Below are 15,607 nucleotides of genomic sequence, written 5' to 3' on the forward strand. Positions count from 1 at the left end.
ATAAAAGCTGGCCTTCATAGCCCGCTGAAACGTAAAGGAATAACTATAGACGACGGATAAAAAAAGACGGTGACTGTGTTAACAATCACCGTCTTCCGGTTACCGCTCAGGTTTTACTGCCAGCCGTAGCGGCGCACAAACCAGCCTTTCACGCACTGTGTCAGCACCATGTAACCCGCCAGAATCGCGATAAGCCACGGGAAGTAGCTCAGCGGCAGAGCCTGCAATTGCAGGAATCCGGCGACCGGCGAGTAGATCAGCGCGATACCGGTAATCACCACCATCAGCGTCATGATGCACAGCGGCCAGGATGCGCGGCTCTGAATAAACGGCACTTTGCGCGTGCGGATCATATGCACAATCAGCGTCTGTGAAAGCAGCCCTTCAATGAACCAGCCGGACTGGAACAGCGTCTGCGCTTCAACGGTATTGGCTTTAAACACCCACCACATCAGGCTGAAGGTCAGAATGTCGAACACGGAGCTGATCGGCCCGAAGAACACCATAAAGCGGCCGATATCCCCGGCGTTCCAGCGCTGCGGTTTCGCCAGCTGTTCTTCATCGACGTTATCAAACGGGATCGCGACCTGAGACACATCGTAAATCAGGTTCTGAATTAACAGGTGCAGCGGCAACATCGGCAGGAACGGCAGGAAGGCGCTGGCAACCAGCACGCTGAAGACGTTACCGAAGTTAGAACTGGCGGTCATTTTTATGTATTTCAGCATGTTGGCGAACGTTCTGCGCCCTTCCGTCACGCCCTGTTCCAGCACCATCAGGCTTTTTTCCAGCAGGATAATGTCGGCGGCCTCTTTGGCGATATCCACCGCGGAATCCACAGAAATACCGATATCCGCCGCACGCAGCGCCGGTGCATCATTAATGCCATCGCCCATAAATCCGACCACATGCCCTTCACCGCGCAGCACGCGCACAATGCGCTCTTTGTGCATTGGTGTCAGTTTGGCAAACACCGTGGTCTGACGTGCCACGTGCAGCAGCTGTACGTCGTCGAGTTCGTCGATATCGCTGCCCGTCAGTACGTTATCCGCCTTTAAGCCGACATCTTTACAGACTTTACGTGCCACCAGCGGATTGTCGCCGGTAAGAATTTTGACGGTCACGCCTTTGCGTTGCAGGGCTTCCAGCGCCGGTGCAGTGCTCTCTTTTGGCGGATCGAGGAACGCGATATATCCGGCCAGAATCAGGCTGGATTCGTCCGTCACGCCGTAACCCTGCGTGCGGGAAGGCATGACTTTATGAGCAACCGCGACCACACGCAGCCCCTGCTGATTGAGGTCGTCAGTAATACGGCGGATGCGCGCGAGCAGCACGTCGGTCAATGGCACAATCTCACCATTGAGCTGCACCAGGGTACAAATCGACAGCATTTCTTCCAGCGCGCCTTTACAAATCAGACGGTGATTCTGGTCGTTTTCTGCCACCACCACGGACATACGGCGGCGGTCAAAATCAAACGGAATTTCATCAACTTTCAGGGAATTGTGTGCCTGGCTGGCATCACCGGCTTCCAGCACTGCCACGTCGAGCAGATTTTTCAGGCCGGTCTGGTAATGGCTGTTCAGCCACGCCAGGTGCAGCACGTCATCGCTGGTCACGCCAAGCACGTCGGTGTGGCGTTCGAGGACGATTTTATCCTGTGTCAGCGTGCCGGTTTTGTCGGTGCAGAGAATGTCCATCGCGCCGAAGTTCTGGATCGCGTCCAGACGTTTGACGATGACTTTCTGGCGCGACAGTTTCACCGCCCCTTTCGCCAGCGTGGACGTCACAATCATCGGCAGCATTTCAGGCGTCAGCCCGACCGCGACGGACAGCGCAAACAGCGCCGCTTCCCACCAGTCGCCTTTGGTGTAGCCGTTGATCACCAGAACGACGGGCGTCATCACCATCATAAAGCGGATCAGCAGCCAGCTGACTTTGCTGATACCCGCCTGAAAAGCGTTCGGCTGGGTATCTTCCTGCACAACGCGTTCGGCAAGCTGGCCGAACCAGGTTTTGTTGCCGGTCGCAATCACCATCGCGATTGCCGTGCCGCTCACCACGTTGGTGCCCATGAAGCACAGGGTATTCAGTTCAAGCGGATCGTTAGCAATGGGTTTCTTTTCGCAGGCGTGTTTTTCCACCGGCAGGGATTCACCGGTCAGCGCGGCCTGGCTGATAAACAAATCTTTGGCGGAGAGAATACGCAAATCCGCCGGGATCATATCGCCCGCCGACAGCTTAATCAGATCGCCCGGCACCAGGTGGCTGATGGCAATTTCGACCGTTTCACTGCGGCCGGTTTGCGCATCACTGCGCAGCACGGTCGCGGTGTTGCTGACCATCGCTTTCAGCGCATCGGCCGCTTTATTGGAACGCGCTTCCTGGATGAAGTGCATGAACGTCGAGATAAACACCATCGCGCCGATGACCAGCGCGGCGGTCAGATCGTCGGTGGCGTAAGACACCATGCCGAGGACGGTCAGCAGCAAATTGAAAGGGTTGCGGTAGCAGTGCCACAGGTGCAGCCACCACGGCGCAGGTTGCTGATCGCCGGTCTGATTCAGGCCGGAGACTTCGCGGATCGCCTCAGCTTCCTGCTCGGTCAGCCCTTCAGGATGGCTGTCAAACTGCAGGTAAAGCTGGTCTTCTGTCGCACGGGCACAGGCCTGACAATGCGCGGCCATCGCCGCAGGTACCGCCTGTGCGGCGCGGCCTGGAACGGTTTCAAGCATCGGGTCGCGACGAACTAAACGACGCGGAAGGTTGCGGCTGAGCGCATCGAGCAACCGGGAAGTTATATTTTTGAACATCATTCGCACCTTTGTTGCGCCCACGGCTAAGCCGCCATAAGCATGGCAAAAGGATTTCTAAAAACAGGGCGAACGAAAAAACGTGCACCACTGCTCACCAGATAACGTCACGGCAAGCAGCAGCAAAAGGCGGGTGCTTACCGGATCACAACGGACTTACTGAGTTGGGGTCGGGTTCCATCAGGTTTTCACCTCCGGTAAGGAACAATTTGGAAATTCATAGCCGTTGGGCAGGAAAATCCGTTAGGGTAATCAGGAATAAGTGGATATACCTTCGATAATTCGCGCAGTATACGCTGGTGAACTGCAACCAAAATTAAACCTGATCAAGTTATTAATCATTCATCAAACAACCATACTAAATAACTATGCAAAATCGCCTGACCATCAATGACATTGCCCGCCTGAGCGGCGTCGGAAAATCCACGGTATCGCGCGTGCTGAATAATGAAGGCAATGTCAGCCCGCAAACCCGTGAGCGCGTTTTGCAGGTGATTGAGCAGGAGCATTTCAGCCCGTCAAAATCGGCACGCGCTATGCGCGGTTTCAGCGACAAAATTGTGGCAATTATCGTTTCGCGTCTGGATTCCCCTTCCGAGAATCAGGCGGTGCGCGCCATGCTGCCGTTGTTTTATCAGCAGGGCTACGACCCAATTGTGCTGGAAAGCCAGTTCAGCGCCGAACGCGTGAAAGAGCATTTGCAGGTGCTGAAGCAGCGTAATATCGACGGCGTGGTGTTGTTTGGTTTTACCGGATTGTCCGCGCAAATGCTGTCGCCGTGGAAAGATAAGCTGGTGATGCTGGCGCGCGATATGCCGGGGTTGTCTTCGGTCTGCTACGACGATGCGGGCGCGGTTCAGCTGCTGATGCAAAAATTGCTGGCGCAGGATATCCGGTCGGTTGGCTTTATCGGCGTTTCGCCGCACGACACCACCACCGGGCAACGGCGCAGCGAGGCGTACCGGGCTTTTTGTCAGGAACATCATCTCACGCCGCACATTGCGCTGGGTGAACTCACCTATCAGAGCGGTTTTGAGCTGATCTCGCAACTGCTCGGCCGCAATATTCAGGCGGTAATTTGCGCCTCCGACACCATTGCAATTGGTGCGCAGAAATACCTGCAACAACAGCAAATCCGCGACGTACAGGTTTGCGGTATCGGGAATAACCCGTTGCTGCATTTTCTATTTCCGCAATCCCTGTCGGTTGAACTCGGCTATGGCGCGGGTGGAGAAGCCGCCGCGAAGCAGCTTCTGGCGCAGCTCGACGGTTCCGCGACGCTGCAACAGCTGATTATTCCCTGCCAGCTCGCCGTCTGATTTTCCCCTCTTTGATTTTCTGAATAACAGAAACTTTGTGATCGTCCCGGCAAAACCGGGAACGTTCCCGGACAAGTTCCCACCGGCTTCGCTATGCTTGAACCGTTCCCTACCTCAACAACAAATTTACGCATATCGATAAAAGGCCACCTCCTATGAGTAAGGTAAAACAACAGGATGTTGATCAGCTGATCGCCCTCGTGGGCGGCAGTGACAATATCGCCATGGTGACTCACTGCATCACGCGTCTTCGCTTTGTCCTCAATGATCCGTCCAAAGCTGATCCGAAGGGCCTAGAAACCCTGCCGATGGTGAAAGGTTGCTTCACCAACGCCGGTCAGTTTCAGGTCGTCATCGGCCCGGAAGTGGACGATTACTACAAAGTGCTGATCGCCAGCACCGGCAAAAGCGAAGCCGGCAAAGAACAGGCGAAAGTGGCCGCACGCCAGAATATGAGCTGGTTCGAACGCAGCATTTCGCATTTCGCAGAAATCTTCTTCCCGCTGTTACCGGCGCTGATCAGCGGCGGTCTGATCCTCGGTTTCCGTAACGTTATCGGCGATATTCCGATGAGCGGCGGGCAGACGCTGGCGCAGATGCACCCGCTCTGGCAATCCATTTACGACTTCCTGTGGTTGCTGGGCGAGGCGGTGTTTATGTTCCTGCCGGTGGCCGTATGCTGGTCAACCGTGAAGAAAATGGGCGGAACGGAAATTCTCGGCATCGTACTGGGGATCACGCTGGTTTCGCCGCAGCTGATGAACTCCTACAACCTCGGTCAGCAAATTCCTGAAGTGTGGAATTTCGGCTGGTTCACCATCGAAAAAGTCGGTTATCAGGCGCAGGTTATTCCTTCCGTTCTCGCCGGTATGGCGCTGGCGATGATTGAAAATGGCCTGAAACGCATCGTGCCAAATTACCTGTATCTGGTGATTGTGCCTGTTACATCGCTGATTATTGCCGTCTTCCTGGCGCACACGCTGATCGGACCGTTTGGCCGTATGATCGGCGACGGCGTGGCCTTTGCGGTGAAATTCGTGATGACCGGCAGCCTCGCGCCAGTCGGTGCCGCGCTGTTTGGTTTCCTGTATGCGCCGCTGGTGATCACCGGTGTACATCAGACCACGCTCGCCATCGACATGCAGATGGTACAAAGCACGGGCGGAACCCCGGTCTGGCCGCTGATCGCGCTGTCCAACATTGCGCAGGCCGCGGCCGTTGTCGGCGTGATTATTGTCAGCCGTAAACACAACGAGCGTGAGATTTCCGTGCCTGCCGCCATCTCCGCGTTCCTGGGCGTGACTGAACCGGCGATGTACGGGATCAACCTGAAATACCGCTTCCCGATGCTGTGCGCGATGATTGGCTCGGCGTTTGCCGGTCTGATTTGCGGCCTGTTCCACGTGACCGCTAATGGCATTGGTGTCGGCGGATTGCCGGGCATTTTGTCCATCAAGCCGCAGTTCTGGAGTATCTACGCGCTGGCGATGCTGGTGGCGATTGTGGTGCCGATTATCCTGACTGTGCTGGTTTATCAGCGTAAAGCCCGCCGTGGCGAACTGGCAGTGGTGTAAGACATTTAAGAAGGAAAATGGAATGAACAGCGAATTGCCGTGGTGGAAAAACGGCGTGATTTACCAGATTTATCCAAAGAGTTTTCAGGACACCACGGGCAGCGGCACTGGTGATATTAACGGCATCACGCAGCGTCTGGATTACCTGAAAACGCTGGGCGTCGATGCGATTTGGCTGACGCCGATGTACCTTTCACCGCAGATTGATAACGGTTACGACGTAGCAGATTATTGCGCGATTGACCCGGCTTACGGCACGCTGGACGATTTCGAGCGGCTGACCGCCGGGGCGCATCAGCGCGGGATCCGCATCGTGATGGATATGGTGTTTAACCATACGTCGACTCACCACGAGTGGTTCCGCCAGTCACAGGATCCGGGCAGCGCATTCCGCCCGTTTTATATCTGGCGCGACAGCGCAGCCGAAGGCGGCCCGCCAAATAACTGGCGTTCTAAATTTGGTGGCGGCGCCTGGCAGTGGCATGAAACCAGCGGACAATATTATCTGCACCTTTTCGCCACCGAACAGGCCGATCTTAACTGGGAATACCCGCCGGTACGCGAGGCGCTGAAAAAAGTCTGCCAGTTCTGGGCAGATAAAGGCGTCGACGGTTTGCGTCTGGATGTGATCAATCTGGTTTCCAAACAGCAGGATTTTCCGGCTGACGACACCGGCGATGGCCGCCGTTTTTACACCGACGGCCCGCGCATTCATGAGTTTTTGCAGGAATTCAGCCGCGATGTGTTTACACCCCTCGGGCTGATGACAGTCGGTGAAATGTCATCGACAAAACTGGAACATTGCCGCCAGTACGCCGCCAATGACGGCAGCGAACTGTCGATGACGTTTAACTTCCATCACCTGAAAGTTGATTACCCTGACGGGCAAAAATGGACCGACGCGCCGCCGGATTTCGTGCAGCTCAAGCAGATTTTCCGCGAGTGGCAGCAGGGAATGCACGGCCACGCCTGGAACGCGTTGTTCTGGTGTAATCACGATCAGCCACGCATTGTCTCGCGCTTTGGCGATGAAGGCGCACTGCGCACGACGTCCGCAAAAATGCTGGCGATGGTGCTGCACGGTTTGCAGGGCACGCCGTACATCTATCAGGGTGAAGAAATCGGCATGACCAATCCGGGCTTTAAACACCTCGAGCAATACCGCGATGTGGAAAGCCTGAATATGTTTGCCGAACTGAAATCCGACGGGCGCAGCAACGAAGAGCTGCTGCGAATTCTGGCAAAGAAATCTCGCGATAACAGCCGCACACCGATGCAGTGGAACGCCGGGGAACAAGCCGGATTTACCACCGGCACGCCGTGGATTTCTGTCAGCCATAATGCGCAGGATATTAATACCGAACAGGCGCTGGCGGATAAAGATTCGGTGTTCTATCTCTATCAGCAACTGATCGCGCTGCGCAAAACCGTGCCGGTGCTGACGGAGGGCGATTATCAGGATTTGCTGCCTGAGCATCCGCAGTTGTGGTGCTATAAGCGTGAGGCTGACGGCCAAACGTTGCAGGTGATGGCGAATCTGAGCGGTGAAAATCAGGCCGCCGGTCTGCCCGATTTCGGGGGCAAAACGCTGCTGAGCAACTATGGTGATGAACCGGTTTCCGGCAGCCTTCGTCCTTATGAATGCCGCTGGCAACTCCTCGAATAATCTGAATTTTCATCTTTGTCGGGTCAGTCACATCAGTGGCTGACCCGTTTGTTTTTTATGCATCTCCTTTAAAAACAACACGCAAAAAACAGGCCAGAATTAACATTTGTTCACCTATTCTTCCGACGAAAAAATTCTTTGTTTCAGGTCAATAAAATGACAATTAACGCTCGCGCAGATCCTACATCTAGTGTGTATAGTACACACCCAACCCAATATGTAGCGATTTCTCGCCTATCACCCACAACCGGCCTGTAAGCCTTGCGGGGCGCGGGAATGAGCGTAAAAGGAGTGTCATTGTGAAGGCAGACAGACTGGAATCCGTACCCGCAAAATCCAATAACAAAATGCAACCCATCGTGATCAAGCGGGATGGTTGTCAGGTCCCTTTCGATGAAGTTCTGATTAAACAAGCCGTGCAACGCGCAGCCGCTGCCGCCGGTATCGACAGCGAGGATTATTGTGCGCAGGTCGCCCGCGTCGTGGCTGAAAGTCTGCAAGATCAGACGCGCGTCGATATTCATGACATACAGGATGCGGTCGAAAATCAGCTGATGGCGGGCCCGCATAAAAAACTGGCACGCGCCTATATCGAGTACCGCCACGACCGTGATGTGAAACGCGAAATGCGGGGACGCCTGAATCAGGAAATCCGCGGCCTGGTTGAACAAAGCAACATGGCGCTGCTCAACGAGAATGCCAACAAAGACAGTAAGGTGATCCCGACCCAGCGTGATCTGCTGGCGGGGATTGTCGCCAAGCATTATGCCAAACAACATATTTTGCCACGTGACGTGGTGCTGGCGCATGAGCGCGGTGAAATCCATTACCACGATCTGGATTACTCGCCGTTCTTCCCGATGTTCAACTGTATGCTGATCGACCTCAAAGGCATGCTGAATCACGGTTTCAAAATGGGGAATGCGGAGATTGACACCCCGAAGTCAATTTCGACCGCAACCGCCGTTACCGCGCAGATTATCGCGCAGGTCGCCAGCCATATTTACGGCGGCACCACCATTAACCGTATCGATGAAGTGCTGGCTCCGTTCGTCACCGCCAGTTTTAACAAACATCGCCAGACTGCCGGAGAATGGCAAATTGCCGATGCGGATGCTTTTGCCCGTAACCGCACAGAAAAAGAATGTTATGACGCTTTTCAGTCGCTGGAATATGAAGTCAACACGCTGCACACCGCCAACGGTCAGACCCCGTTTGTTACTTTCGGTTTTGGTCTCGGCACGTCGTGGGAATCGCGCCTGATCCAGCAATCCATTTTGCGCAACCGCATTGCCGGTTTGGGTAAAAACCGCAAAACGGCGGTGTTTCCAAAACTGGTGTTTGCCATCCGCGACGGCCTGAATCATAAAGCCGGTGATGCCAACTACGACATCAAGCAACTGGCTCTGGAATGCGCCAGCAAGCGTATGTACCCGGACATCCTCAATTATGATCAGGTGGTGAAAGTCACGGGTTCGTTCAAAACGCCGATGGGCTGCCGCAGCTTCCTGGGCGTGTATGAAGAAAACGGGGAAATGATCCACGAAGGCCGCAATAACATCGGCGTGATCAGCCTGAACCTGCCACGTATTGCGCTGGAAGCGAACCGCGATGAAGCCGCATTCTGGACGCTGCTCGACGAACGTCTGCTGCTGGCCAAGAAAGCGCTGATGACCCGTATTGCGCGTCTCGAAGGCATCAAAGCCCGCGTCGCACCCATCCTGTATATGGAAGGCGCGTGCGGTGTGCGCCTGAAAGCCGACGATGATATTTCCGGCATCTTCAGGAATGGCCGCGCCTCGATTTCGCTCGGCTACATTGGCGTGCATGAAACCATTAACGCGCTGTTCGGCGACGAGACGCACGTGTTCGATGCCAGCCAGTTACGCGAAAAAGCCGAGGCGATTGTTGCCCGTCTGAAAGCCGCCACAGAAAGCTGGAAAGACGAAACCGGCTACGGCTTCAGCCTGTACAGTACGCCAAGCGAAAACCTGTGCGACCGTTTCTGCCGTCTGGATAAAGCCGAATTCGGGCTGGTGGCAGGTGTGACCGATAAAGGTTATTACACCAACAGCTTCCATCTGGACGTCGAGAAGAAGGTGAATCCTTATGAAAAACTCGACTTCGAAGCACCGTATCCGCCACTGAGCAACGGCGGTTTTATTTGCTACGGCGAGTATCCGAACCTGCAACACAACCTGAAAGCGCTGGAAGATGTGTGGGATTACAGTTACACCCGCGTGCCGTATTACGGCACCAATACGCCGATTGATGAGTGCTACGATTGCGGCTATACCGGCGAATTCGAGTGCACCAGCAAAGGTTTCACCTGCCCGAAATGCGGCAATCACGAACCTTCACGCGTGTCAGTCACCCGCCGCGTCTGTGGCTATCTCGGCAGCCCGGATGCGCGTCCGTTTAACGCTGGCAAGCAGGAAGAAGTGAAGCGCCGGATTAAACATCTGGGTAACGGACAGCTGGGATAATGCAGTGAATTTTCATCAGTATTACCCGATAGATGTGGTCAACGGGCCGGGAACACGCTGCGTGCTGTTCGTTTCCGGCTGCGTCCATGAATGCCGCGGGTGCTATAACAAAAGCACCTGGCGGCTGGATTCCGGCAAGCCTTTTACGCAGGAAGACGAAGACCGCATCATCGCCGATCTGCAAAACACGGTGATCCCGCGTCAGGGTTTGACGCTTTCCGGCGGCGACCCGCTGCATCCGCAGAATCTGTCTGCGGTGCGTCAGCTTTTGTTACGCGTACAGGCGGAATGTCCGGGTAAAGACGTGTGGATGTGGACCGGTTATACGCTCGGCGAACTGAGTGCTGAACAGCAGGAAATGACGGCATTGATCAACGTGCTGGTCGACGGGAAATTCGTGCAGGAACTGAAAGACCCGTCTCTCATCTGGCGCGGCAGCGGCAATCAGGTGATTCATTATTTACGATAGACGCTTTTAAGAGGGGAAATCATCCCCCTCTTTTCTCTAAATTCCATTCAGCAAAAAATCAAACGCGTTTTTCACTTCATAGATTTCACCGTCGAGCTGTTTTATCCACTCACCGATTTCTTTCGGGGAAACACCTCCCAACATGTGCGTCATGGCAACATAATGCTGATGTTGGATTTTGAGCAACGGACAAAGCTTTTTAGGCGGAAAATCGATAAGCCGTGTCAACGGAATCAGCGGTACCATGACAGTATGGTGATAGCCCACGGCTGACGGATGATGAATATTCAGCAGAAAGGGATAGGCTGCTTTTCCTCCCCCCTTGTTGGTATAGATGGCGTACTGATCCATCAAAATGCGCGCTGATAGTCAGAAAAAGCCCCATATTCCTCTGCATATTTCTTTATGGCCTCAATCCCTTTCCTGTTCTCCCGCGCCCATATTTCAGTCGGTGTTTCAGGCATTACCTGAACGGGTAACTCATTGAATTCCATTATTCTTGCTTCTGACATACATAATCCTTATGTGATTAACGGTTAAAACTTGCACGACTTAAAAAGTGTATTCCTTCGCTTTCACGCCGTAAACCGCCGATATGTATTCCTGCGAGACATCTTCCAACTCTTCACTTTCCTGCAACCAGACCTTCACCCAATTGTCACTTAGCACGCCCAAGATGATGCCAACGCCACACCGAGGTTTGCATCATGACCCTTTCTGACCGCTATCAATTTTCCCCTGCCACTGCCCGTTTATCCCGTGCGAGGTATTCATTGTGATGAACTTATCTAGACATCCGACCAGTCACACCACGGTTTATCAACAAATCGCTGCTGAACTGGAACAGGAACTGCGCAACGGTTACCGCTGCGGCGATTATCTGCCGCCGGAACAGCAGCTTGCCGAGCGCTTTAAGGTCAACCGCCACACGCTGCGCCGTGCGGTGGATGAACTGGTTGATCGCGGATGGCTGCAACGCCGTCAGGGCATTGGCACGCTGGTGCTGATGCGCCCTTACGATTACCCGCTGCATTCACAGGCACGTTTCAGCCAGAACCTGCTGGATCAGGGCAGTCACCCGACCAGCGAACGTCTGCTGGCGGTGCTGCGTCCGGCGACCGATCACGTGGCGGCGGCGTTGTCCCGTCAGGAAGGCGACACCGTTATTCACCTGCGCACGCTGCGCCGCGTTAACGGTGTACCGGTCTGTGTGATTGACCACTATTTACCTGATCTCGACTGGTGGCCTGCGTTGCAAAACTTCCATAACGGCTCGCTGCACGATTTTATCCGAGAAGAGATAAAGCAAAAGCTCAGCCGCCGCACCACCCGCATCAATGCCCGCCGCGCGCTGGCAAAAGAGAGCAAATTGCTCGAAATCGTCCCGCAGGCACCGCTGCTGTGTGTCCGCACCCTGAACATTTGTGAAGGCAGCGAGTCGGTGGCGGAATATTCCGTTAGCCTGACGCGCGCCGACATGATCGAACTGACCATGGAGCACTGAATGGATCACCTGCAAACCCGCCAGCGCTGGATGTCGGTGCTGGCTCACAGCCGCCCGGATGAACTGCTCGCGCACTGGCAACCGCTGAATCTGTTTCCGCAATTTGAACGCATCCGCGCCGCCGAAACCGGCCTGACGCAACTTCAGGGTCGCATGGGCGGTACCGGCAAACGTTTTGTGATGGGCGATATGACCGTCACCCGTGCCGTCATTCAGCTGGAAGGCGGTATCTATGGCTACAGCTACGTCAGCGGACGCAATAAAGCCCACGCTGAGCTGTGCGCCGTTATCGATGGTTTATTGCAAATGCAGGGCATGGACGAACTGCTGCATAAACGCGTGATAGCCCCGCTGGCTGCACTGCAACAGGAACGTCGTCAGCAGCGCGCACGTGAAGTCGCTGCCAGTCGCGTCGATTTCTTTACTCTGGTTCGCGGAGAATAATTCATGTCACTTGTTGCCAGTTTTCAAAATCCGGTCGCCGATGCACAGTTCAGCTTCCGTCGAATTCTCAAAGCACTCAGCGAACCCGGTGTCAGCGTGCAGTTGCCCGCCATGCCCGGCTTCGGGGCGTTAGGTTCCGCAAGCGCCTGCGTGCTGCTGACGCTTATCGACAGCGACACCCCTCTTTGGCTTAGCGCTTCACTCAACGATGAAATCCTGCGGAAAAATCTGCGCTTTCATACCGGCGCGGTGCTGACCGATGCCCCTTCCGTTGTCAGTTTTGCCCTGGCGGATCCGGCGCTCGACAGCGCGACGTTACTGGCTTTCCCGTGCGGTGATGAAATGTCGCCGGAACTGGCGACCAGCGTGATTGTTCAGCTTGAAGCTCTGACCGGCGGCACGCCGCTGCGTCTGCGCGGGCCGGGCATTGAAAGCAGCCGCATGATCTCCCCGCAGCTGCCTGATTGTGTCCGGGATTATCTGCTCAACCGCCCTCACCGTTTCCCGCTCGGCCTGGACTTTATGTTCACCTGCGGCGAAGAACTGATTGCCGTACCGCGCACCACGCGCGTGGAGGTGTTCTGATGTACGTCGCCGTTAAAGGGGGTGAGAAGGCCATTGCCGCCGCCCATCAGCTGCTGGCGCACGAACGCCGTGGCAATACGCAAGTGAATGAACTGGGCTGCGAACAGATTGAGCAACAGCTGGGTCTGGCAGTCGATCGCGTGATGAGCGAAGGCGGAATTTACGACCGCGAACTGGCTGCGCTGGCGATTAAGCAGTCCGGCGGCGATCTGGTGGAAGCCATTTTCCTGCTGCGCGCTTACCGCACAACCTTGCCGCGTCTGGCAACCAGCGAGCCGCTGAACACTCAGGCGATGCGCCTTGAGCGCCGTATTTCCGCCATCTATAAGGATTTGCCGGGCGGACAGGTACTCGGCCCGACTTACGATTACACCCACCGTCTGCTGGATTTTGCACTGCTGGCCGAAGGCGAAGCGCCGTTCACGCCGATTGCCGATGAACCGCAGCCGGAGAATTGTGGCCATGTGTTTGATTTACTGGCAAATCAAAAGCTGGCAGTGCGTGAAGAAGATGATGGCGCTGAGCCGGAAGATATCACCCGCACACCGCCGGTGTTTCCGGCTTCCCGCGCGGCACGCCTGCAACAACTGGTGCGCGGTGACGAAGGTTTTCTGCTGTCGCTGAGTTATTCCACCCAGCGCGGCTACGGGCGTAATCATCCGTTCGCCGGGGAAATTCGTACCGGCTGGCTGACCGTCGAAATCGTGCCTGAAGAGCTGGGCTTTGCGATTGATATCGGCGAAATCCTGCTGACCGAATGCGAAATGGTGAACGGTTTTGTCGATCCGCAGGACAGGCCGCCGCACTTTACCCGGGGTTACGGACTGGTGTTTGGCCGCGCCGAACGCAAGGCGATGTCGATGTCGCTGGTCGATCGTGCACTGCAAACCCGCGAATACAACGAGCAGATCAGCAGTCCGGCGCAGGATGAAGAATTTGTCCTGTCCCACGCCGATAACGTCGAAGCTGCCGGTTTTGTCTCGCATCTCAAACTGCCACACTACGTCGATTTCCAGGCCGAACTGGAATTGCTCAAACGCCTGCGCGCCGCGAAAGAACAGGACTCCGACAATGAACAATAATGCCGCCAGAACCCTGACGGGTTACAACCACGGTTATCTTGACGAGCAAACCAAACGCATGATCCGCCGCGGGATCCTCAAAGCCGTCGCGATCCCCGGTTATCAGGTTCCGTTCGCAGGCCGTGAAATGCCGATGCCGTACGGCTGGGGCACCGGTGGGATCCAGCTGACCGCCAGCGTAATCGGCGAAAAAGATGTGCTGAAAGTGATCGACCAGGGAGCGGATGACACCACCAATGCCGTGTCGATCCGTAAATTCTTCCAGAGCGTTGCGGGGGTGAAAACCACCGAGAAAACGGCAGATGCCAGCCTGATCCAGACCCGTCACCGCATTCCGGAAACGCCGCTGCAGGAAGATCAGATCCTGATTTTCCAGGTGCCGATCCCTGAACCGCTGCGCTTTATCGAACCACGCGAAACCGAGACCCGAAAAATGCACGCGCTGGAGGAGTATGGCGTGATGCAGGTGAAGCTTTACGAGGACATCGCGCGCTTCGGGCATATCGCCACGACTTATGCCTACCCGGTAAAAGTGAATGATCGCTACGTAATGGATCCGTCGCCGATCCCGAAATTTGATAACCCGAAAATGAACATGATGCCCGCTTTACAACTGTTTGGTGCCGGACGCGAAAAACGCATTTACGCCCTGCCGCCCTTCACCAAAGTCGAAAGTCTGGATTTTGACGATCATCCGTTCACCGTCCAGCAATGGGATGAACCCTGCGCGATATGCGGCTCGCACCAAAGCTATCTTGATGAAGTGGTGCTCGACGATCAGGGCAACCGCATGTTCGTGTGCTCCGACACCGATTTTTGTGCTCAGCAGGTTGAGCAACAGGCTTCCAACGAGGTTAACCGCTGATGAACACTCCCTTAAATCTCGCCGCCGAACCGCTGCTGTCGGTGAATAACCTGACTCATCTTTATGCGCCGGGCAAAGGTTTCAGCGATGTGTCTTTCAACCTGTATCCGGGTGAAGTGCTGGGCATTGTCGGGGAATCCGGTTCGGGTAAAACCACGCTGTTGCAGTCGATTTCTGCCCGCCTCGCGCCTCAGCAAGGGCAGGTGATTTACAACAACGGGCAGGTCGGCGCGCAGTCGCTGTATGACATGGCCGAAAGCGACCGCCGTCGTCTGTTGCGCACCGACTGGGGCGTGGTGCATCAGCATCCGATGGACGGATTGCGCCGTCAGGTTTCTGCCGGTGGCAATATCGGCGAACGTCTGATGGCGGTCGGCGAGCGGCATTACGGCGATATCCGCAAGAAAGCCGGTCAGTGGCTGGAAGATGTCGAAATTCCGGTTTCGCGCATCGATGACCTGCCGACCACGTTTTCCGGCGGTATGCAGCAGCGTCTGCAAATCGCCCGCAATCTGGTGACACATCCGCGGCTGGTGTTTATGGATGAGCCGACCGGCGGCCTCGACGTTTCGGTTCAGGCGCGGTTGCTGGACTTGCTACGCACGCTGGTGGTGGAAATGCAGCTGGCAGTGGTGATCGTCACCCATGATCTGGGTGTCGCCCGCCTGCTGGCGCACCGTCTGCTGGTGATGAAGCAAGGTCAGGTAGTGGAAAGTGGTTTAACAGACCGCGTGCTCGACGATCCGCATCATCCGTATACGCAGTTGCTCGTTTCTTCCGTGCTGTCCTAACCTAATTTC

At 55.4% G+C, this 15,607-nt stretch carries 14 protein-coding genes; 11 read left to right on the forward strand and 3 right to left on the reverse strand.

The genetic code is table 11. The features are described from left to right. Positions 1–113: 113 nt before the first annotated feature. Positions 114–2,816, reverse strand: a complete 2,703-nt coding sequence (gene mgtA, locus M2403_RS13485) for a magnesium-translocating P-type ATPase (protein ID WP_259229509.1) — start codon at positions 2,814–2,816, stop codon at positions 114–116. Positions 2,817–3,181: 365 nt separating this feature from the next. On the opposite strand from mgtA, the gene treR reads away from it, so the two are divergent. The 5 genes from treR to nrdG all read left to right on the forward strand — a co-directional run bounded on the left by treR (position 3,182) and on the right by nrdG (position 10,327). Beyond that, positions 3,182–4,132 carry a trehalose operon repressor TreR gene (treR, locus tag M2403_RS13490; RefSeq protein WP_259229510.1) on the forward strand — a complete coding sequence of 317 codons (951 nt, stop codon included), beginning with the start codon at positions 3,182–3,184 and terminating at the stop codon, positions 4,130–4,132. A 155-nt stretch (positions 4,133–4,287) separates the two neighbouring features. Continuing rightward, positions 4,288–5,706, forward strand: coding sequence for a PTS trehalose transporter subunit IIBC (treB, locus tag M2403_RS13495; protein ID WP_165058885.1), 1,419 nt, complete (start codon positions 4,288–4,290; stop codon positions 5,704–5,706). A gap of 22 nt (positions 5,707–5,728) precedes the next feature. Next, positions 5,729–7,372, forward strand: coding sequence for an alpha,alpha-phosphotrehalase (gene treC / locus M2403_RS13500; RefSeq protein ID WP_259229512.1), 1,644 nt, complete (start codon positions 5,729–5,731; stop codon positions 7,370–7,372). A 347-nt stretch (positions 7,373–7,719) separates the two neighbouring features. Next, positions 7,720–9,858: an anaerobic ribonucleoside-triphosphate reductase gene (gene nrdD, locus M2403_RS13505; protein ID WP_152325367.1), complete on the forward strand. Its 2,139-nt coding sequence runs from the start codon at positions 7,720–7,722 to the stop codon at positions 9,856–9,858. 4 nt (positions 9,859–9,862) lie between these two features. Next, the gene (gene nrdG, locus M2403_RS13510) at positions 9,863–10,327 is read left to right on the forward strand and encodes an anaerobic ribonucleoside-triphosphate reductase-activating protein (protein ID WP_259229513.1); all 465 of its coding nucleotides are present in this window, start codon (positions 9,863–9,865) and stop codon (positions 10,325–10,327) included. A gap of 36 nt (positions 10,328–10,363) precedes the next feature. Here the strand turns inward: nrdG and M2403_RS13515 are convergent, their stop codons facing one another. Together M2403_RS13515 and M2403_RS13520 are read right to left on the reverse strand one after the other, a co-directional pair. Next, entirely contained in the window at positions 10,364–10,678 is a 315-nt protein-coding gene (locus M2403_RS13515) for a CcdB family protein (RefSeq protein WP_104923467.1), read from the reverse strand. Beyond that, positions 10,678–10,839 carry a type II toxin-antitoxin system CcdA family antitoxin gene (locus tag M2403_RS13520; RefSeq protein ID WP_259229515.1) on the reverse strand — a complete coding sequence of 54 codons (162 nt, stop codon included), beginning with the start codon at positions 10,837–10,839 and terminating at the stop codon, positions 10,678–10,680. The genes M2403_RS13515 and M2403_RS13520 overlap by 1 nt, the downstream gene beginning before the upstream one ends. 266 nt (positions 10,840–11,105) lie before the next feature. On the opposite strand from M2403_RS13520, the gene phnF reads away from it, so the two are divergent. Genes phnF through phnK form a run of 6 tightly spaced genes read left to right on the forward strand, consistent with a single transcriptional unit; the run spans position 11,106 to position 15,598 of the window. Beyond that, complete coding sequence (phnF, locus tag M2403_RS13525; protein WP_152325259.1) at positions 11,106–11,831, forward strand: phosphonate metabolism transcriptional regulator PhnF; 726 nt, start codon at positions 11,106–11,108, stop codon at positions 11,829–11,831. Next, positions 11,832–12,275: a phosphonate C-P lyase system protein PhnG gene (gene phnG, locus M2403_RS13530; RefSeq protein WP_259229517.1), complete on the forward strand. Its 444-nt coding sequence runs from the start codon at positions 11,832–11,834 to the stop codon at positions 12,273–12,275. A 3-nt stretch (positions 12,276–12,278) separates the two neighbouring features. Then, the gene (phnH, locus tag M2403_RS13535) at positions 12,279–12,860 is read left to right on the forward strand and encodes a phosphonate C-P lyase system protein PhnH (RefSeq protein ID WP_259229519.1); all 582 of its coding nucleotides are present in this window, start codon (positions 12,279–12,281) and stop codon (positions 12,858–12,860) included. Continuing rightward, a complete protein-coding gene (locus M2403_RS13540; protein WP_259229521.1) occupies positions 12,860–13,942 on the forward strand; it encodes a carbon-phosphorus lyase complex subunit PhnI in 1,083 nt (360 codons plus the stop codon). Before phnH ends, M2403_RS13540 begins: the two co-directional genes overlap by 1 nt. Further along, positions 13,932–14,807: an alpha-D-ribose 1-methylphosphonate 5-phosphate C-P-lyase PhnJ gene (locus M2403_RS13545; RefSeq protein ID WP_152325263.1), complete on the forward strand. Its 876-nt coding sequence runs from the start codon at positions 13,932–13,934 to the stop codon at positions 14,805–14,807. Before M2403_RS13540 ends, M2403_RS13545 begins: the two co-directional genes overlap by 11 nt. Next, on the forward strand, positions 14,807–15,598 hold the full coding sequence (phnK, locus tag M2403_RS13550) for a phosphonate C-P lyase system protein PhnK (RefSeq protein WP_152325264.1): 792 nt from the start codon (positions 14,807–14,809) through the stop codon (positions 15,596–15,598). The genes M2403_RS13545 and phnK overlap by 1 nt, the downstream gene beginning before the upstream one ends. Positions 15,599–15,607: the final 9 nt, after the last annotated feature.

Source organism: Rahnella sp. BIGb0603 (assembly GCF_024808755.1).
GTDB classification, from domain to species: Bacteria; Pseudomonadota; Gammaproteobacteria; order Enterobacterales; family Enterobacteriaceae; genus Rahnella; species Rahnella contaminans.